This is a genomic window from Ureibacillus chungkukjangi (assembly GCF_003217295.1).
GTDB classification, from domain to species: domain Bacteria; phylum Bacillota; class Bacilli; order Bacillales_A; family Planococcaceae; genus Ureibacillus; species Ureibacillus chungkukjangi.
This window is the reverse complement of the sequence record NZ_QJTJ01000002.1, coordinates 128,091-148,385: the sequence shown is the minus strand read 5'-3', so window position 1 is coordinate 148,385 and position 20,295 is coordinate 128,091. Positions and strand designations below refer to the sequence as shown.

The 20,295-nt window shown below is 36.1% G+C and carries 22 protein-coding genes and 1 riboswitch; of the genes, 19 read left to right on the top strand and 3 right to left on the bottom strand.

Annotated features, from left to right (window positions below; all coding sequences use genetic code 11):
* Positions 1–8 precede the first annotated feature (8 nt).
* From BJ095_RS02530 to BJ095_RS02520, 3 genes are all read left to right on the top strand, one after another.
* Positions 9–869, top strand: a complete 861-nt coding sequence (locus BJ095_RS02530) for a phosphotransferase family protein (protein WP_107931816.1) — start codon at positions 9–11, stop codon at positions 867–869.
* Entirely contained in the window at positions 866–1,699 is an 834-nt protein-coding gene (locus tag BJ095_RS02525; RefSeq protein ID WP_181417936.1) for a DUF2785 domain-containing protein, read from the top strand. Before BJ095_RS02530 ends, BJ095_RS02525 begins: the two co-directional genes overlap by 4 nt.
* Positions 1,700–1,911: 212 nt before the next feature.
* On the top strand, positions 1,912–3,678 hold the full coding sequence (locus BJ095_RS02520; RefSeq protein WP_107931820.1) for a methyl-accepting chemotaxis protein: 1,767 nt from the start codon (positions 1,912–1,914) through the stop codon (positions 3,676–3,678).
* Between the two features lie 71 nt (positions 3,679–3,749).
* Here the strand turns inward: BJ095_RS02520 and BJ095_RS02515 are convergent, their stop codons facing one another.
* Positions 3,750–4,049, bottom strand: a complete 300-nt coding sequence (locus BJ095_RS02515; protein ID WP_107931822.1) for a DUF2642 domain-containing protein — start codon at positions 4,047–4,049, stop codon at positions 3,750–3,752.
* 137 nt (positions 4,050–4,186) lie between these two features.
* Here BJ095_RS02515 and BJ095_RS02510 point away from each other — a divergent pair, with 137 nt between their 5' ends.
* Complete coding sequence (locus tag BJ095_RS02510) at positions 4,187–4,876, top strand: DNA alkylation repair protein (protein WP_107931824.1); 690 nt, start codon at positions 4,187–4,189, stop codon at positions 4,874–4,876.
* 94 nt (positions 4,877–4,970) lie between these two features.
* Here BJ095_RS02510 and BJ095_RS02505 read toward each other — a convergent pair whose 3' ends face one another.
* Positions 4,971–7,499 carry a heavy metal translocating P-type ATPase gene (locus tag BJ095_RS02505; RefSeq protein WP_107932001.1) on the bottom strand — a complete coding sequence of 843 codons (2,529 nt, stop codon included), beginning with the start codon at positions 7,497–7,499 and terminating at the stop codon, positions 4,971–4,973.
* A gap of 55 nt (positions 7,500–7,554) precedes the next feature.
* Positions 7,555–7,881: an ArsR/SmtB family transcription factor gene (locus tag BJ095_RS02500; RefSeq protein WP_107931826.1), complete on the bottom strand. Its 327-nt coding sequence runs from the start codon at positions 7,879–7,881 to the stop codon at positions 7,555–7,557.
* Positions 7,882–8,200: 319 nt separating this feature from the next.
* On the opposite strand from BJ095_RS02500, the gene BJ095_RS02495 reads away from it, so the two are divergent.
* From BJ095_RS02495 to BJ095_RS02420, 15 genes are all read left to right on the top strand, one after another.
* A complete protein-coding gene (locus BJ095_RS02495) occupies positions 8,201–9,169 on the top strand; it encodes an arsenic resistance protein (protein WP_107931828.1) in 969 nt (322 codons plus the stop codon).
* A 201-nt stretch (positions 9,170–9,370) separates the two neighbouring features.
* Positions 9,371–10,087, top strand: a complete 717-nt coding sequence (locus tag BJ095_RS02490; protein ID WP_107931830.1) for a class I SAM-dependent methyltransferase — start codon at positions 9,371–9,373, stop codon at positions 10,085–10,087.
* Between the two features lie 812 nt (positions 10,088–10,899).
* A complete protein-coding gene (locus BJ095_RS02480) occupies positions 10,900–11,121 on the top strand; it encodes a hypothetical protein (protein WP_107931834.1) in 222 nt (73 codons plus the stop codon).
* A 375-nt stretch (positions 11,122–11,496) separates the two neighbouring features.
* A complete protein-coding gene (locus BJ095_RS02475; RefSeq protein ID WP_107931836.1) occupies positions 11,497–12,408 on the top strand; it encodes a tetratricopeptide repeat protein in 912 nt (303 codons plus the stop codon).
* Between the two features lie 401 nt (positions 12,409–12,809).
* Positions 12,810–13,265: a hypothetical protein gene (locus tag BJ095_RS02470; protein WP_146223191.1), complete on the top strand. Its 456-nt coding sequence runs from the start codon at positions 12,810–12,812 to the stop codon at positions 13,263–13,265.
* 230 nt (positions 13,266–13,495) lie between these two features.
* Positions 13,496–13,813: a PadR family transcriptional regulator gene (locus BJ095_RS02465; protein ID WP_107931840.1), complete on the top strand. Its 318-nt coding sequence runs from the start codon at positions 13,496–13,498 to the stop codon at positions 13,811–13,813.
* The gene (locus tag BJ095_RS02460) at positions 13,800–14,369 is read left to right on the top strand and encodes a DUF2812 domain-containing protein (RefSeq protein WP_107931842.1); all 570 of its coding nucleotides are present in this window, start codon (positions 13,800–13,802) and stop codon (positions 14,367–14,369) included. The genes BJ095_RS02465 and BJ095_RS02460 overlap by 14 nt, the downstream gene beginning before the upstream one ends.
* Positions 14,370–14,835: 466 nt before the next feature.
* Complete coding sequence (locus BJ095_RS02455; protein ID WP_235867551.1) at positions 14,836–15,240, top strand: DUF6188 family protein; 405 nt, start codon at positions 14,836–14,838, stop codon at positions 15,238–15,240.
* 17 nt (positions 15,241–15,257) lie between these two features.
* Positions 15,258–15,638 carry a hypothetical protein gene (locus tag BJ095_RS02450; protein ID WP_107931844.1) on the top strand — a complete coding sequence of 127 codons (381 nt, stop codon included), beginning with the start codon at positions 15,258–15,260 and terminating at the stop codon, positions 15,636–15,638.
* 164 nt (positions 15,639–15,802) lie between these two features.
* A complete protein-coding gene (locus BJ095_RS02445) occupies positions 15,803–16,216 on the top strand; it encodes an NUDIX hydrolase (RefSeq protein ID WP_107931846.1) in 414 nt (137 codons plus the stop codon).
* A gap of 97 nt (positions 16,217–16,313) precedes the next feature.
* The gene (locus BJ095_RS02440; protein ID WP_107931847.1) at positions 16,314–16,544 is read left to right on the top strand and encodes a hypothetical protein; all 231 of its coding nucleotides are present in this window, start codon (positions 16,314–16,316) and stop codon (positions 16,542–16,544) included.
* A gap of 98 nt (positions 16,545–16,642) precedes the next feature.
* Positions 16,643–17,554, top strand: coding sequence for a hypothetical protein (locus BJ095_RS02435; RefSeq protein WP_107931849.1), 912 nt, complete (start codon positions 16,643–16,645; stop codon positions 17,552–17,554).
* A 3-nt stretch (positions 17,555–17,557) separates the two neighbouring features.
* A complete protein-coding gene (locus BJ095_RS02430; protein WP_107931851.1) occupies positions 17,558–18,127 on the top strand; it encodes a histidine phosphatase family protein in 570 nt (189 codons plus the stop codon).
* A gap of 16 nt (positions 18,128–18,143) precedes the next feature.
* The gene (locus tag BJ095_RS02425; protein ID WP_107931853.1) at positions 18,144–18,500 is read left to right on the top strand and encodes a cupin domain-containing protein; all 357 of its coding nucleotides are present in this window, start codon (positions 18,144–18,146) and stop codon (positions 18,498–18,500) included.
* Positions 18,501–18,632: 132 nt separating this feature from the next.
* Positions 18,633–18,773: riboswitch (cyclic di-AMP (ydaO/yuaA leader) on the top strand.
* 158 nt (positions 18,774–18,931) lie between these two features.
* On the top strand, positions 18,932–20,272 hold the full coding sequence (locus BJ095_RS02420; RefSeq protein WP_107931855.1) for a TrkH family potassium uptake protein: 1,341 nt from the start codon (positions 18,932–18,934) through the stop codon (positions 20,270–20,272).
* Positions 20,273–20,295 lie beyond the last annotated feature (23 nt).

Sequence of the window (20,295 nt, the reverse complement as noted above, 5' to 3'; positions counted from 1 at the left end):
TATGTTCGTTGCTAAATCGTGTCGTTGAACAATTTGGTTTGCAGTTTTCTTCTATGAGTGAGGTGGAGGATTCTCATAGCTCCACAGTCTATAAAATTACTTTACTGAATGGTCAAAATCTCTTTTTAAAAATACCTTACACAAGATTGAAGTATCAGCGAGAGCTTGAAGCGTACGAAATATTAAAAGGGCGAGTTGCCATTCCTGAATTACTAGATTATTGGTCTGGGGATGAAGAGTGTCCCGGTGCCTTGTTATTGTCTGAGCTAAAGGGGAAGCCACTAACAACTGATGTATCACCAGCTGCTTCGTATCAAGTTGGCGTTCTTCAAGCTACGATGCATACAATCGAGCCGCCAGCTGGAAAAGAGTTAACGGGTATACAAAACGAATTTTTAAACTGGTCTCAGTTTATAGAAAAGCAATTTTATAGCTTTGCTGAGGATGTAAAAGAGGTAGTAGATGAGGGGATTTACAAGCAATCCATAAAGAAATATGAAGAGATGAAGCAGCAAATTCCAGCTCCAGATGGTCCAAGCTTTGTACATATGGATTTTAGACCAGCCAATATTATTGTTGATGGTGATAAGGTTGCAGGCATGATTGATTTTGAGAGTGTCCGATTTGGCTCCACAGAAATCGACTTCACTAAGTTGTATCGTGATTTTTTAAGCTTTGACCCGTCTCTGTATCAAGCCTTTAAGGAAGGCTATCAAACAATCAGGCCACTCATCGATTTAGATGTCGTCTTGCCATTTTATTTATTCACTGACGCCTTCAACAGTGTAGGATGGTGCAAACGCCGCGGGATAGAAAAGAATGCAGTATTTCTAGAGGAGAATTTAGAGAGGTTAAAGGAATTTTTATGATCGTTCGTGAAGAAATTTCAAGACTAAAAGTACGGCTTAAGGAATCAAAAATAGATGATGTGGATTTAATGCTTGAGGCTATGTTAAAGCATATTGGCTCTGGTGATGCAGAGTTAAGAGATGCTCTCATTTATCCAACATTTATGAAGATGATTGATGAAGAATTACTAACTCCTAAACAAGTTCATTATCTCTTTGACTCTTGTCTAGATGACAATCATTTATTTTATAAGATTGGTGAGGAAAACACAGACTCGGTCTTTACAAGATCGTTTTCCGCTTTAGTTCTGGTGGGACTCCTTTATAAAGATAGGGACCTAAAGCTATTAACCGATGAAAAATTTAGATATGTATTGAGTAGGAGTGTAGCTTACTTAGAAAGTGAACTAGATACAAGAGGTTTTGTAGAAGTGAAAGGGTGGGCTCATAGCATAGCTCACGGTGCTGACTTATTAGTTGCAGTAGTGAAGCACCCCAACTTTAAAATAGATGAATCTAAAAGGATTTTAAAGGCAATCCAAAACTGCTTACTAAAGAACGCTACATATATTAATGAAGAAGATGAACGGCTAGTTTTCATCATCGAGGCATTATTTGAAAAGAATGTGGATGAAAGTATATTGCTGCAATGGATTCATGAAATTTTAAATGATCTTGAAGCGATTTACTCTAACGAAGGCTTCTCAAATCGATATTTTCGAACTAAGTTTAACATAACCAACTTCCTAAAATCTTTGTATTTTATAATCGGCTTTAAAAACGAGCATTCGAGTATTCGAGAATTGATTAATAGAGAGTTAAAGCAGCTCCACCATAAGATGTATGGTTAAATAGAATAAAACCTTTGAGAGAACCCCTCCTTCAATCTATCCAAGACTGAAGGAGGGGTTCTTTTATAATGAAAAATATTATTTTCCATTAATATAGTTATTGTGTTTTTAGTCTAGTAGGAATATAATCTGGAATTGTACGAGAGAGAAAATTTTGTTATAAAATGTCGAATATGAAGAAGAACTAATAAAAGTGATGAGGATGTTTCTAAATGAAATCCAATATTAAATCTTTATTTACCCAGCAATCTATAAAGAAAAAGCTTCTTACTGTTTCTATTTTACTATTAACGATTCCGTTGATTATCCTAGGACTCTTCAGCTATCAGAAGAGTAGTAGTAGTTTAAGTGAATTGGGTGAAACGAATCTAAAAAATAGTGTTGAATATACCATTGAATTGATGAACGTTCTAAACGAACAAGTTGAAAATGGTGACCTTTCACTAGATGAAGCGAAGGAAAAAGTGAAGGTAGCTATCCTTGGTGAGATGCAGGCAGATAACACAAGACCGATAAACAAAAACCTGGACCTAGGTGAAAATGGATATGTATTTATCTCTGATAACGAGGGAAATATGATTGCTCATCCAAACAGTGAAGGAACAAATCTTTGGGATAAGCAGGATGTTAATGGCAACAATTATGCGCAGGAATTCATCGAAAATGGTTTGAATGGTGGAGGCTTTACCTATTACCATTTCCCGCTTCCAGGTAACCAAGAGCAGGTTGAAGAAAAAGTAACGTACTCAAAAGCCTTCCCTAAGTGGGGCTGGGTAGTTGTTGCAGGTACTTATATTGTTGATTTTAACCAGCCAGCAAATGAAATACTTCAGTTAAACCTGATTATCATCGGAGTTACTTTAGTAATTGGCATTCTCATTATTTGGTTTTTTGCAAATCACGTATCAAGACCTATAAAGAAAGTGACAGAACAAATGGCCTATATCGCTGACGGGGATTTAACTCTAAGTGAACTCGAGATTACATCTAAGGATGAGACTGGCCAGCTGGCAAACGGCTTAAATAGCCTGCAAATGAAGTTAAAAGAGATGATCCAAAATATTTCTCAGGCCTCACAGCTGATTACTGGGCACAGTGAGGAACTAACACAATCAGCAAATGAAGTAAAAGAAGGTGCAGAGCAAGTTGCAAGAACAATGGAGGAAATTGCTTCAGGCACTGAATCTCAGGCAAGTCACGCATCAGATCTTTCTTCTTCAATGGGGACGTATGTGGAAAAGGTAGAAGAAGCAAACGAAAATGGTGAACGAATCCATCAGACATCTAACGAAGTATTACAGCTAACAGAAGGCGGTTCACAGTTAATGCTGCAATCAATTGAGCAAATGACGAATATTGACCGAATTGTTCATAGCTCTGTGCAAAAAGTAAAGCAATTAGATGTGCAAACAAACGAAATCACACAGTTAGTTACTGTAATAAGAGAAGTAGCTGAACAGACAAATCTATTAGCTCTGAATGCAGCAATAGAGGCAGCACGTGCTGGAGAGCATGGACGTGGCTTTGCAGTGGTGGCAGAGGAAGTAAAAAAGCTTGCTGAACAAGTCGCAAGATCCGTATCGGATATCACGCAAATCGTTGGAAGAATACAAACAGATTCTTCAGAGGTGGCAAACGCTTTACAAACGGGCTATACAGAAGTTGAAAAGGGCGCATCACAGCTGAAAACAACAGGCGAGACATTTGAAAAAATTAGTGACTCTGTCAAAGTGATGGTAGAAAGAATCCAAACGGTTAGCGATAGCTTAATCAGCATTAAATCCACTAGCCAAGAGATGAATTCATCAATCGAGGAGATTGCTTCAATTTCAGAAGAATCAGCTGCAGGTGTCGAGCAAACATCCGCTTCAACACAACAAACTAGCAGCGCAATGGAAGAAGTTGCAGCTAGTTCAGAAGAGCTTGCAAAATTAGCGATGGAATTAAACAGCCTAATACAACAATTCAAGCTATCTTAATTTAAATAATTTATAAGGATACTATGGCTCGTATTTACAGCTGTAGTATCCTTTTTACTTGAATAGCTGGCTTAAGGCTTCCCAACAAAATAACTAATATGTTGAATGCGAATGTGATAGTGCTCTTCACCGATTGTAAGCTGTATATGATCGATTGCTACTCCTGAAAGTGTTCCTTCCAAAGTATCATTTAATGTTACGACACGAATGGATTTTCCTACATTCATAAGTAAATGGTCAAAGAAAACGGGTTCTGTAGCCACTGTATAAGTAGGCGATAACTGCTGCATGACTTGAGGGAAATGATTAGAATACTTATATTGACCAGGGGGTACCGCTAAATTGTGATTCTGATTACGTGGACTATGCATAATGGTATTCACTCCTTTGTTTGCTTACTAGTTTATGAGAGGAGTTTTGGGAAGGTACCTTTTACAAGGATATTCAGTTTAGATTATGATAAGGCTTAATGAAGAAGTTATTTATAGTAGCATGGGAGAAGAAAATGATGAGGAACAACATAAATCTTAACAATCAACAGTATGTAGAGGAGCTTAAAAAGCTGTATTCCGAGCATATTGATCCGGTCTATGCTAGTTGGTCGGAAAATTATATGAGAAATCAATTTGACTTTTTAGGGATTCGCACACCTATACGTAGAAAGCTAACAAAACAGTTTTTAAAGGAGTTTGGTAGCCCGTCAAAAGAAAATCTGCCAGATGTAATTTTTGCATTATGGGAGCTTCCAGAAAGAGAGTATCAAAAAGCAGCTCTCGATATACTTTCACAAGTAAAAAAGACGCTCATTCCTGAGGATATGGAATGGTTAAGCTCTTTAATAGAGAACAAATCTTGGTGGGATACAGTGGATGAGCTGTCTCCACAAATAATGGGGCATATGTTTAAAGCTTATCCAGAGCTACTTTCGCAATATGCAGATTGCTGGATTAAGGATGAGAACTTTTGGCTACAAAGAACGGCCATACTCTATCAATTGAAATATAAGAAGGGAACAGATGAAGACCGACTGTTTCAATATATTCTCTATAGAGCAGATAGTAAGGAGTTTTTTATTCAAAAAGCGATTGGATGGGCATTGAGAGAATACGCAAAAACGAACCCCTTATTAGTTAAAGAGTTTGTTGCCTCAAACGATTTAAAGCCGCTTAGTAAACGTGAAGCGTTGAAGAACTTATAAATTGTAAAATCCACAAATTTACTATTTAAAAGGGTCAAAGAGAGTAAGTGAAAAATGAGATGTTTCTAATATAAAGAAACATCTCACACAATAATTATTCTTTGAATTTTAGCAGTCTGATTGAGTTTAAAATAACGATTAATGCAGCACCTGTATCACTTAATACGGCCATCCAAAGTGTAAGGTATCCAGGGAAAATTAATACTAGTGCCACAACTTTTATAAAAATGGAGAACCAAATATTTTGTTTAATAATCCTTAATGCTTTTTTACTTAATTTCATAGTATGAGGAAGCTTTTCTAAATTATCAGCCATCAATACAATGTCTGCTGTCTCCATTGCTGTATCTGTACCTGCACCACCCATAGCGATACCTAAATCTGCTGTCGCGAGTGCAGGAGCATCATTGATACCGTCCCCAACCATTGCCACCTTATGGCCTTCATTTTGTAATTTCTTGATGGCATCTACTTTATCCTCTGGTAATAATTCTGCGAAATATCTATTAACATTTGCTTCTGAAGAAATTAGCTTAGCTGTTCCTTCATTATCCCCTGTTAACATGACGGTTTGCTTAACGCCATTTTGTATTAAATTTTGTAATGCAGAAGCTGAGGTTTCACGTATTGTATCAGAAACTGCAATAATTCCTATGACTTTATTTTGTGTTCCAATTATTACGACAGATTTTCCTTTAGTTTGTAGCTCTTGAACATGTTTTTTTATATCTGCTAATGAAATAGGTAGCATTTCAAATAACTTTGGATTACCAGCATAGTAAATTTCATCCTGAATGGTAGCTTGAACGCCTTTACCTACAATGTTTTTGAATGAATCTCCATTGTATCGCTTTATCCCATTTCGATTTGCATAGTCAACGATCGCACTTGCAATAGGATGTGTGGAGTATTCTTCCAGAGTAAATGCAATTGATAATAACTCTTCTTCTGACCCATTTACCGATTTTATTTCAGTTACTTTAGGCTTTCCTTCAGTTAAAGTACCAGTTTTGTCGAATGCAATGGCAGTTATGGTACCAGCTTTTTCTAAAAATGTACCGCCCTTTATTAAGACACCATTTTTTGCAGCGTTACCTATCGCTGACACAATAGCAACTGGAGTAGAAATAACTAAAGCACAAGGACAAGCAACAACAAGTAATTCTAATCCTTTATAAAACCATTCTCCCCATGTTCCAAAGCCAAGTAGGGGAGGTAGTACCATAATGCCCAATGCTAAGATAAAGACAATTGGAGTATATATGCTAGCGAATTTATCGACAAACGCTTCTGTGGGTGCTTTTTGTTCTTGAGCTTCTTCAACAAGGTTAATAATTTTTGAAATCGTTGTATCTTCAACTAACTTAGTAACCTTGATATCAATTGAACCGTGCTCATTGATTGTACCTGCATAGACAGAATCGTCAATCGTTTTATCCACAGGAATGGATTCTCCAGTGATTGGCGCCTGATTAATACTTGTTTCTCCAAGAATGATTACCCCATCTAGAGGAATCTTTTCACCCGGTTTAACAACGATTGTCTCACCAACATTTATTTCTTCAACTGGTTTTTTAATAATTTCAGTGCCAATCTTAACCCATGCTTCAGGAGGTGCCAGATCCATCAGATTACGTATGGAATCCCTTGTGCGTTCGATTGATTTATTTTGAAGGTAAGTACCGACTGCGAATAACCAAACGACAGTTGCACCTTCTAACCATTCTCCAATTAGAGCAGCACCAATTGCTGCAGCTGACATAAGTACATTCATATCAAGTGATCGACTTTTGATTGCATAGAATGCACTCTTAGCTGGTTTATAACCACTCATCACTATAGCAATAGCATAGAGAATTGTGGAAAGCATTGGAAAAATATTAATCAATGATCCAACAAAACCAAATGCAATTAATACTCCAGAAAAAATGACTAAATTAAACTCTTTTCTAGGTTTTTGTAGAGATTGATTAGAATGCTTCTTAGCCAGTAAGGAAGCTTTATAACCGATCTTGGAGACTTCTGAGATAATATCATCCACACTACTATCATGTTCAATTTTCATTTTTCCAGTAGAGAAATTGACACTAACATTTTTAACGGAGGGGAGGGTATTTAAATGATTTTCAATACTCTTGGCACAACTACCACAGTCCATTCCTTCGATGTTATATGTTTTCAGTTTTTTATTCTGAGTTATAGGGTTAGCGGAATATCCAAGTTTTTGAATCTCCGTTTCAATGGGTATCAGCGCATTAGTGTTACTTGCAACTACTTGCATTTTGCCTGAACTGAAATTTACCTTTACTTCTATGATATCTTTCAGTCTACTTAAACCTTTTTCAATTGTTACTGCACATGATGAACAATCCATTCCATTCACTCGATATGTCACATTTTCAACTGAAGAGATTGAATTCGTAAATGTATTGATTGGTGCTTGTTCTTTACTACTACAGCAACTGGTTTCTTCTTCTGATTCTTTCTTTGAGTTACTACTGCTGCAACCGCTTGAGTTTTCTCCATCTAAAGTGGATATCGAATTATTTCCTGAATTTTTGTTTTCGGAACAGCAACTTGATTTCTCAGACTTTACAGTAGAAGTACAGCAGCTATTTTCAATAGGTTTAACTTCTATATTTGAACTACAACATTTTTCTGCCAATGAATTGTCCTCCCTAATCTATGTGACGATCACAGCAAGCAACGTCGTTTTCTACATCTTCTAGTACTACATCAAACATAGATAATAAATCTCGTATATGCTGATTTCGCAAACTATAATACATGTATCTGCCTTCATTTCTACCGACAATAATTCCACAGCCTTTTAAACACGCAAGATGCTGTGAAATGTTCGATTGACTTCCTTTTATTTCTTCAACAATTTGATTAACAGTTTTTTCTTCTTCTTTAATACATTCCAGAATTTGAATTCTTGTTTTATTAGAAAAACCGTGAATTAGTTTCATCTTCATATCAAAATTGGATGTTTGATTTTGCATGGTTTGACTCCTTTCATATTAGCTGAAACTAATATGTTTTCATACTATCATATTAGTATTTACTAATATGTGTGTCAACAATTTAGTGAAAATCAAACATTTTTGATTTTATCGAACATGAGAGAGGAGAGGTAAATAGTGGGATTGAAAATGGAAAGCTGGTTGAGTAAAGCAAATCCATATCTATCAATAATGTGATTTTTAAGAGAAAGAAAACGGCCATGTTATACTGTGAAAAGTATTCATCGTGTATTAATAACCTGAGGAAAAGTATTTTCTACATGATTTAAAAACCTCATAAGTTAGGGAGGGTTAAGAAGTGAAAATCACTAGGGTAAATTTAGAAAATCAGCAGATTTGGATCTATGTATTTTCTATAATTCTTGGCTTAATAATAGGTCTATCAAATGAGAAAATAGGAGCCAGTTTAGAGTGGGCTATCTCACCACTTATTGCCGTGCTCATGTATGGAATGTTCGCTCAAATTCCATTCTTAAAACTACGAGAAGCAATGACAAATCTTAGATTCATGTCAGCATTACTAATCGGAAATTTTATAGCCGTACCTATCATTGTTTGGATTTTGACCATGATATTTCCTCAGTCTACACCTGTATTACTGGGTGTTTATCTAGTTTTGCTAACTCCCTGTATAGATTATGTAATTGTCTTTACGCAATTAGGTAAGGGAAATGAGAAACTAATGCTAGCTTTTACACCAATTTTGTTCGCCCTGCAAATGATTTTGCTGCCACTATACCTGTGGTTATTTATAGGGAAAGATATGGTGGGAATCGTTCATATAGAGCCATTTTTAGAAGCATTTCTATTATTAATAGTTGTACCATTAATAGTGGCTGTGATTACGCAATTGTGGGCTAAAAAGAAGGCAATAGGAGATAGAGTTTTAGAGTATACAGCATGGCTGCCAGTGCCGTTTATGGCATTAGTATTAATAGCTGTAGTCGCGTCACAAATTGGTAAGGTATATAGTGACTTTGATGTAATTGTACGCGTAATTCCTATATATATTTTGTTTTTAGTCATTACTCCCATAGTTTCTCGAGTTATCGTAATGACCTTCAAACTGGATGTTGATGCAGGCAGAGCGCTAATTTTTAGTACTGGGACAAGGAACTCCCTTGTTGTTCTTCCATTGGCATTAGCTTTACCCGAGTCTTGGGCAACGATAGCAGCTGCTGTAATTGTAACGCAAACGATAATGGAGTTAATTGGAGAGCTGATCTATATAAAGGCAGTCCCTAATTTGATATTGAAAGCAAAATAAGGTAGTAAAATATTTGACATGTGGCATATTTTAGATTGAAGTCGCCGGTCGTGAAGTAATGATTACGCTAACCATCTAGTCATGATTTGCAGGAAATTTTTATGTGGTAGCCGAATTTAATAAAAAGTAAATACAGCTAGTTTTAGAGGCTAAACAAATAACATTTGATAGGTACTGAAGTATTTGAAAGTAGGCGAATATATGATTCCATTAGTATATGACCAGGTTAATAGATGGGCAAAAGATGATGAATTCTTTATGGCATTGTTAAAGAAGTTAAATGTTAAAAAAATAGCCGACTTGGGTTGTGGCACAGGAAGATTGACAAAGCACTTTGCTAAAGCAGGCTATCACATTATAGCTATTGACCCGAATGAAGAAGCAATTGCGTATGCGAAAAACAAGGAGTATCCGGGTGAAGTGACATGGATTGTTGGTGATAGCTCAAATTTACAAGCAAATGAATTTGACGCCGTTATCATGACAGCGAATGTTGCCCAAGTCTTTCTAACTGATGAAAGCTGGCAGCAGGTCATATTAGATGTCTATGGAGCTTTAGAACCGGGGGGTCATTTTATTTTTGACACACGAAACCCAGCAGCAAAAGTATGGGAAGAGTGGGAAAAGGATAAAACACCTGATTTTGCAACTGATCAGGCGAGCGGCGAATCGCTTGAGATTTGGACTGAATACGAGGGGTTCGTAGATGATGTTTATACGTTCTATGAAACTGTGAAAAAAGTACATACAGGTGAAGTAGTCATTCGCGAAAAAATGCAGCTAAAGTTTCGGACGCAAGAGACCATTTATGAATCCTTACAAAAAGTAGGCTTTTCACAAATCAAAGTCTATGGAGATTGGGAGTTTGAACAAGCTACTTTAGAAAATAAATCATTTGTTTTTCACAGTGTCAAATAAGGTTCGAGGAAAATAAATTGTTATAAGCCAGAAAATGCATTTCGTAAGATTCACCGATTGGGCGCGATTTTAAAGTAAATTGCGTTCATTCTTTATTTAAAATCAAAAGTAATTATCAATAACAGGAAATTTTCCGCTTAATTAGAAAATAAGGTGAATAATGATAAAAATAAAAGGAGAAATTCCGCTTATCCTCTCAAAAAACATGAAAATTGGGGATTTTCCTTTGAATAAGCGGAAAATCTTCCCTTATTTAGCCTCATTCCAGCTCAATTCTGCAAATAACCGAAAAATCTCCGCTTATTTTACTCCTAGAAAGATGCTTAATTTAGGATACGAATGCATTTAAAAAAAGTAATGTAAGAGGAAAAGGACTTCAGAAATATTCTAACGAACTGGTTACAATTTGAGAGTTCAACTAAAAAGTAAAGTGTCACTAGGAGGAGAACTATGTTTTACTATGAAATCGTGTGCAGTAGTTGTAGAAGAACATTCAGACTAAGTGAGGGTACGCTAAAATATAAACTATTCAAGGAGCGAACAAATAAGATTTTTCGTTGCGAAGCATGCGAATCTAAAATCCGCATGGATGCAATAAAAAACTTCTTTAAATAGTTTTTGGGAGAAATGAGCGAAGAAAATATAACAATGAAAATTGAGAAATATTTACGGAGTATTTCTTAAAGGATACAATCAACCAAAATCCAGTACATATAAGACTTTCTCGTTGAGTAGTAGTGTTCTTATTGGTTTATGGTAAAATAATACATATAAAAAAAGTGCAATATTACCGAGGGATTGGGGGTTGAGACATGGAAGAAAAGAAAAGGGGAAAAAGACAGTTAATAATAATCGGGATTATGATTTTTTTGATGGTAGCGTCCTTTGTTGCCATGTTCCAAGGTTATTATCGAACTGCGTTTGTTTTCTTTGGAATTTTAGTGGCGATTATGAGCTTCATAGGTACACGAGCATCAATCGATAATAGAGTGTACCTTCATACAAAAAATTATAAGAATAATAACAGGTGGTAATGATACTGAAAGGTTCCTTATGGCGCAATTCTTGAAATGAATTGTGCCTTTTTCTGTAACGGGCGAGCGTTGGATTTTACAGTTTATTGATAATTGATGTAAGTAAAAATGAAAAGGGGTATTTTTTTGACTTATTTTCAGAACAGAATAAAACATATTGCTACGGTACTAATAGGTTGGATGGCCGGGATGGTTATGGGCTATTTCCTTTGGGGAGAATTTAAATATATTTATAACGTTTATTACGTTCTATGCAATTGCAGAATTTATTTATTTTCTATTCTCTAACGTGAAAAAACTTAGTCATAATTAAATCTAAAAAAGCTGAAAGTGCAGGAGAGATATGATTGCACTTTGAGAAGAGGGGAGATAGTTATGATACAAGCTTTAGCCTATTTTGAAGGAAATGAGTATAAACAAGCTTTTAAGCGGATGAAACAATTAGTTGAACAGGAGCGTTCAGTTGAAAATCTACACAATTTAGCATGGCTCTATTTAAATGAAGAAGAAGATTTAAATATGGGACAAAAATTAGCCGAAGAAGCTGTGGAATTAGGGCCTAATCATCATTTTCCTCACGCGCTACTTGCTGAAATTTACTTAAGGAAAAACGATTTACCTCGTGCGGAAGTACACTTACATAAAGTATTAGAGAAACATCGTATTCCATCCATTATTCATAATCTTGGTGTACTGTATGCCAAGAAAAGACAATGGACAGAGGCGGCTAATTATTTTCAAGAAAGTGCTAAAATGTCAAGTTACATCCAAATAATGGAAATTCATTGTCGTATTCAAGCAAATGATATAAAAGCTAAGGACATATTACTTCAATGGGATGAAAGTCAGGATGATTTTATCGGGTGGAGTGAAGCTGCTGATTTATGGATTGAGCTGGGTGAGTTCACAAACGCTAAAGAAGGTTTTGAAAAAGAATGGGGTATAACTTTTCCATCCCCTTATATAGTGAAACGTTATAGTTACGTGTTGTATCGATTAGGAAAAGAAGAAGAACTTATGAAAATCCAAAAGCATACATTGGCTAATATTGAGCAAGAGGTGGAAGAGGTACAAAAAGAAATTGACTGGTCAGAAGAAGATAAAAATGAACAAATCCAAAAATTAGAGGAATGGCGCGAGGAAGTAACAGGCCTGCTCAAGAACCTGAAAAAAGGCTATGTACCACCATATGAAATCGATATTTACGTTGAAGGAGGCTGCTATTTATTCGGTTGTAGCCAACATAATCATCCGTTTTATAGAGGGGATTCTAAAAAAAGAGTTTAAAAGACTTGTAGAATCAGCAAATAGCGCGAAAATGAAGATCTGGAAGTGCGCTCTAAACGATTGACGTTCAGGTAAGTGCCCTATCAGTAAAATAACAGGAAAATTTCCGCTTAATTAGAAAATAAGGTGAAAAATATCAAAAATAGAAGGAGAAATTCCGTCTATTGCCTTAAAAAACGTGAAAATTGGGGATTTTTCTTTGTTTAACCGAAAAATCTTCGCTTATATTAATCTAGCTAATTACTTGGAACACTGAGGTGGGAGGCTGTCTTTCTGGAATAAATATGCTCTTATCTTGCTGAACTAATTATGGAGAAAACTATTGCCGAAACAACATGGAAAACAATGGCATTCACCTGATAAGTAAAATTTGGACAGAAAAAATTGATGGAGGCAAAATTATGCTTTTGATATTCAATGGGAGTGTCCTATTCTCAGGCATAATCACAATCTTGGCAATTCAGACTGTACAGCTATATACATTCAATTTCAATCCAGACGGTAGTAATGCAATGTGGAGCAATGGGAATCCGGCTTTATTTTTTATAGTTTTTCCAATGCCGATTATTGCTTATTTTTTATTTGCAATGATCTTTGTATTCGAATCTATTCATAGTAAATACAAGGTCAATAGAAAACATTTTATTATGGGTTACACATTTTTATCTATAATTCTAGTTAGTTACACTGCATATCGAGTAATCGATTTCAATTTAACGGCGCAACCCTATTTTGAAGATGAAATTGGGTATCTTAATCCCTATTCAAATCATTTGTTTTTCAATGCATGGACGTTGATAGCGGCACTATGTATTTCTGCTATAGTATCTTTCTATTTAGATAAACGGAAGAAATAATCAATTAATAATATGCGTTTTGTTAAGCGTCTTTTGCATGTGAAAGACCCTTAAATTTGAATAAGTCTATCTAAGAGTCGCTTTCCCTACGTAGGGGAAGCGGTTTTTTATTGTTCTTTTCCCTTAAGTATCCTTTACTAATTTTGGAATTATCATTGACTATTCAGTTGAACTGTATTATATTTTTATTAAGTTGAACTATATAGTCGGACTGAATAGGAGTTGAGAAGATGAAGCACAAATTATTACCGCTGTCTGAAACGATGCATTATATTTTGTTGGCCTTGCGTGAGCCGCTTCATGGCTATGCTGCCATGCAGAAGATAGAAAAGTTGAGTAACGGTACGGTTATTTTGGCGGCTGGTACATTATACGGTGCGATAGAAAACCTGAATAAGCATGGATGGATTGAACCGGTTGGAGAGTCTGGGCGGAGAAAAGTCTATATGATTACTGATGAAGGAAATGCTATTTTGAAAATGGAACAAAGCAGGTTATTGCATATTTTATCCTTGTACGAAGGAAGTGAATCCAATGAGGAAAGTTAAGATGTTTTTTGATATTGAAAAAGAGGAGCAATGGCTGAACGACCAATTACAAAAAGGCTATCGTTGTACAAATATTAGTGGATTAGGGATATATACTTTCGAAAAAACCGACAAGAGATACGTGATGAAACTGGATTATCAAGATTATTTAGCGAAGGAGAAATTCAGGGATTACAAAGGGATTTATGAAGACTTTGGGTGGACTTTTATTAAAGGCTCCTCGATGGGTTCAATTCAATATTGGCAAAAAGAAGATGATCATCAAAATGAAATTTTCTCGGATCGCCAATCAAAGCGTAATTATTATAAAAGATTGATGAGCTATTCATCTGGTCTTGGAATGCTGTTTTTGCTATTTTCTTATATGCTCTACAAGGATTCAGGTTTATATTTAACTGATGGTCTTTGGAGTATGGAGGGAAGCTTATTTTGGAAAGCCTTCATTTTTGAAACTCCATTTGCTCTTTTAAGATTGTTTCCGGTTATTATGGTTGTTTTTTATGGGGGCAGCTACTATAAAGCTTATCGAAAGTATTCAATGTTGGCAGAAAAATAATGTTAAGTATGAACAAAAAGAAACCCCTCATACAATGATGTGGATAAGTAAAAAAATTCCATTTGAATCTTTCTAGATAAAAGCCCCGTATGTAATAATAAAGTGGACGGAAATGGAAATTCTCCCGAGGTTTCTCCTTTATTTTAAATAAAATGAAGGGGATTGAGAAGAAAGGATTTGATTGGATGGAAGCCTTATTTAAAAGTGTCGGTGGTGTATTGCTACTTATTTTGCTACTTGCTTTGGTTATATGCTACTTATAAAAGTGATTACAAAAGTGTACCACTGGATTAGATGGCAGCGCATGAATCCAATTGAACGGAAATATGAAAAAATCAGACAGCAAAGACGGCGTAATTATAATGCGAGCGCTAAAAAGAAGTACGATATCTCACCAGATAGTCCAGGTGGCGATTGTGATTGAATAGTATTTTTCATCCAAAGAAAATCCTAGGGAGGAAGAAGCATGTATAAAAAGCTAAGTGATATAGATTTTAAATATTTTATAGGTCAGAGGGTTACAGAGGTAAACACAGATAAAAAACAACCACTGGGATTTTCCTTTGAAAATGGAAATTTAACCGTGGAATGCCCTTGGAGATTAAGAGTTTCTAGAGACGTGGTCGTGGGTTATTCAGATTGTCTTTTGGCACCAGGAGAATATTCGCATAAAAATGTTGAAAAGATTCTTATGGGGAAGAGCATCTCGAATATCTGGCATTATGAAGAGATATCGGATTTGGTCGTTGAATTTGAAGACGATATCTATCTGGAAGTATTCCATGACAGTAGCTATTTTGAAGGATGGCAGTTACGAGGAGATAACGGATTGTACTTATTCACTTTACCGGGAGGGTCTTATTCGGATTAGCGTTAAGGAGTAAAAATATGGAATTCAATGCTTTTCGGCTTATCGTTTTTATCATTGCGTTAATCGCTTTATTTATCGTTGCCTTATTATTAAAAAAGAATTGGCGTAAATGGAGCTATATAGCGATCCTTGCTTTACTGATCGCGTATGCAGCCGTTGAAATAACGGCCCCAATGATTCGAGCGCATAACTATGAATCTTTTTTAATTAAAGTTGAAAATAAGCTGAATGAACAGTATCCAAATCAGAAATGGACGATGAACAAAGATATAAATCTCTATAGTTTTCCATATGATTTTGCAGTAGAGGTTATCTTTGAAAACGATCCGAATGTGAGCTATCAATATACGCTAGAAGATGGTAAATTACATGAATATGCTCGGATGGAGCTAGAGTAGCCGCTTGGGAAACAGGTGGCTATTTATTTTACTATAAATTCTCTCAAGGTAAATGCAATGAGTGAAACAAAATAGCATCCTTAGGTTCTATATGGTAAAAAGGAATTTCCATTTTGAAAGAAGAATCCTTAAGTAAATAGGCTGTATTAAGGAGCTGAATCAATATGCAAGAATGGCAGGGTGCTTCAGGTGTTTGCATTAATGAAAAGGGCCAGCTTTTGATGGTACTGCAAGGGAAGCCTGATGAAAAGAAAACTTGGTCAATACCCTCTGGGGGAAGAGAAAACAATGAGTCCTTTGAGGAATGCTGTATTCGAGAAATTGAAGAGGAAACAGGGTACAAGGTCAAGATTGTTAAGGAGCTTCAGGTAAAAAAGGGAAGCTATGAGGAAGCCAATATCTCCATTGAGGTGCATTATTTTTTAGTCGAGCTAGTTGGTGGGACAAAAACTATCCAAGATCCTGACAACCTGATTTATGAGATTGACTGGAAATCTCTAGATGAAATACATGAGCTGGAGCTTACTTTCCCTGAGGATCGAAATGTATTAAGGGAGTACCTTGTGAACATTGTGTGAAAGTGATGCAGTCTATTGTCAAAGCTTAGCGTTTATCTAAGGGGTGTAACCTTCTGTGCTGTTCTCTAATAAAATAGCATAAGGAGGTGTTTTCACATTGACTAAAAATGCGAAATTACTTTACTGCTTATTAGGAAGCTTTGTCCTGGCAATGCTAAATAGCACGTTACTTGGATCTGCCTTAGTGGGCGTATTCAATGGAGGGGGAGCTCTTGAAGAGTTTATCGTGCTAGTCGCAGACATTCTGTCATTTGTAGGGTATATATTATTAATCATCTTCTCGCTCATGCTCATCTACTACAATACAAAATCGAAATTTAGAGGATAATATATACAATCAATCGAATAGTTATAGTAACAAGGGCATTAGTCATAAAAAGCTAATGTCCTTTCCTTTTTTTCGATAAAGGGTTAGGGAGGGATAAAATGACTACAGGAGATTTCACTATTCAAAACAATAATTCTCCAGATATTGAACTCATTAAGGAACTGGTAACGACTTGGGCAGGAGATGATTTCACACGTGATTACTTTTTACGGGGCTTACATATAAATACAAATTTGGTCACTATAGAAGCATTAGAAAATAATCAATTAGTAGGCTTACTAACGGCATGGAAATCAGTATTTCATCCACATTGTACATATTTCTCAATAGTTTCAAAATCGCACCTAGATTATGAAATCGAAGCTGCTTTGATTGGCTCGTTGTATCAGTTAGAAGATATACAATCGCCGCTACAAACCTCCATCTGGGAAACTTCATATAAATTAAAAAACTTTTACGAGGATAATGGGTTCAAAGAGGTAAGGCGGACATACTCACCTTTGCTGAAAACCTCTAAGCTAGATTATGGGAACCTTCACATACAGTGCTTACACTTAAAAGACTTAAATAGCGTAGTGAATAATCCAGAATTGAAGGAAGAACTCACACAACTTGTTAAAGATAACTATGCAAAAACACATCAAGCAAATCCGGTAGGTGAGCACAGTTTAGAGAAATGGGAAGAGTTGATTTTCGATGAAGATACCATTCTAGATGGAAGTTTTATTTTACTGAAGGATAATGTAGTCCACGCATACGCTCTGTTGCACCATTCTAACCACCCAAACCAATTTGAATTTGGATGGAGAGGAACCAGAGATGATGCAGATTCTCGAATTCTACTGATGCTAACAGCTAAGCAAATAAACTATGCCTTTGAAAAGGGCGTGCAGTTTATCGAAGCCGAAATTGATACATCGGACTCTGCTGCTTTAAAGATGTTAAAATACTTTTCATTTTTACCAGCACCAACACTAATTACATATCAAAAAACATTGAAGGAAGTGTGAAGCTTGCTAACTAATTTGTACCTTGTACGTCATGCCTACTCTACATATTCTCCGGATGAGTTAGGGAGACCACTATCTCAACGCGGGTTTATTGATGCAGAAAAAATAAAGAAGCTATTTGAAAATGAAGAGATTGATATTATCATTTCGAGTCCCTATAAACGAGCCATTCAAACTGTAGAAGGAATTGCAAATTTTAGAGAAAAGGTCGTTTTATTAGAAGAAAATTTTAAAGAACGCACTTTATCCATAGGAGCTGTGGAGGATTTTGAAGCCGCTATTACAAAGGTATGGGTCGAGCCTACATTTTCCTGGTCAGGTGGAGAATCCAATATGGACGCTCAAAAAAGGGGGGTAAAGGCGTTAAAAAATCTGTTAACTACCTGCGAAGGAAAAAATGTTGTTATCGGAACCCATGGTAATTTGATGACGCTTATTCTGAACCATTTCGATAAAAACTATGACTTTAATTTCTGGAAAACCCTCGATATGCCAGACATTTATAAACTAACCTTTGAATACCAGGAATTGAAAGAGGTTAAGAGAATTTGGAATAGAACGGAAAATATATAAAAGGAGATATATATCCATGAAATTTTATAGATTTGGTAAGGAAGACGGAAAGCAAATCGCACAATTCAATTCAGATTTTGTAATGGCGCGCGTTATTCAAACAGATAGGAAAGCAAATATTGGGTGTATGTATTTAGCTCCAAATGGTATTGTTGGCTTTCACCAAGCAGTTGTTCCTCAGCTTTTTCTTGTCTTAAATGGAGAAGGATATGTCCGTGGGGATAAGGAAGAATACATTACTGTCCAGACAGGCGATGCCGTGTTTTGGGGGAGAGATGAATGGCATGAAACAAAGACTGATACTGGGTTAACGGCAATTGTTATCGAGAGCGAAGCATTAGATCCATCTGCATATATGTCTTTAAAGAGATAAAAGTGGTAGTTTAAATAAGCAAATGTTAAAGGGGCCATAAACAAAATGGTTCTTTTTTTATGCGTAAATTTGTAATTATTTTCATATTTACAAGTGACAATTCGAGGAGTAGAATGAATCCGAAATCAAGTGAATAATAAATGGCCAAATCTCTAAATGAGAACGGAGGACCCGATCTTTTGGGGTTAATTCTGCAAATTGCAGAAAGGATGATTCTAGCTTCTTCGCCATCCTACCCGTCAGCTAACTTCGTCGGCTAAAGCGAAGGAGGTCTATACGACCGCCTAATTCAAGGTGCCAATTTGTTGGTAAATCCAACAGATAAGCGACTTGTATTAAATGCGGTCTTTTATTATGCCAAAAAACAAGTAGTTTAAGAGAAGAAGCTAATTTTAGTAGTCATTTTTACTTTGAAATCGAGGAGAAGAAACATGAAAAATATACTTTTAGAGGGTCTTAATCCTTCTAAAATATTAGTGCTAGGCTTTGCATTGGTGATTTTAGTTGGAGCATTTTTACTGACGCTTCCTATAGCAACGGTTAATGGTGTTAGCTTATCATTCCTAGATGCATTATTCACTGCCACTTCCGCTACCTGTGTAACAGGACTTGTCGTGGTTGATACAGGAGATACCTTTTCGAAGTTTGGTGAAATCGTCATTTTGGTACTGATTCAAATTGGCGGGTTAGGGTTTATGACCTTTGCGACGTTTCTATTTACATTGCTAGGGAAAAAAATCTCGCTTAAGGAAAGAATTCTTCTCAAGGAAGCCTATAATGCGACTTCTACTGCTGGAATGGTGAAGTTAGTGAAACGAATTTTGCTCTTTACAGTGATTGTAGAAGGAATCGGTGCCTTTTTATTAGCTATGCGTTTTGCGTTTGATATGCCGTATGGAGAGGCAGTTTACTTTGGGATTTTCCATAGTGTTTCTATTTTTAATAATGCAGGGTTTGATATTTTTGGGGATTTCAGCAGTTTAACAAGCTATGTAGATGATCCGTTTGTAGTGCTAACAATCTGTGGACTTATCGTTATCGGTGGACTTGGTTTTGTTGTTATCAATGAATTGTATGAGTATCGTGAAACACAGCAGCTTTCACTCCATACTAAGGTTGTATTAACGACAACAGCTATTCTGATTGTAGGGGCGTCCATCTTAATCTTCTTATTTGAGTATGGAAATGTGAGAACGCTAGGTCCTTTGAATATGGAAGGGAAAATATTGGGAGCTATTTTCCATGGGATATCGCCTAGAACAGCAGGCGCCAATACTTTGTCGATGGCAGATTTGACATATGCAACCTTGTTCTTGACGATTTTCCTTATGTTTATCGGCGGGGGCTCAGGATCTACAGCCGGTGGTATTAAAGTAACTACTTTTGCAGTGTTAATGGCTACGGTAATGGCGCAGCTAAAGGGGAAAGAAGATGTCGTTTTATTTAAAAGACGTATTGTCGAAGAGACAATTTTAAAATCTCTTACAGTTGCGGTAAGTGGGATGATGATTGTAATTCTGGTTACGTTTTTGCTTAGCATTACGGAGCATGGCCATGATTTTATGATGTATTTGTTTGAAGCAACCTCTGCATTTGGTACGGTAGGCCTTTCAATGGGTTTAACACCAGAATTGTCGCCAATCGGACGAATCTTGATTGTGATTACAATGTTTATTGGCAGGCTAGGACCGTTAACTTTAGGCTTTGCTATTACAAAAAGACAAACAAAAGAAGCTTTTAAACGACCAAAAGGAAATATGATGATTGGATAATTTCAAAATAGGGAGAGTTAAAA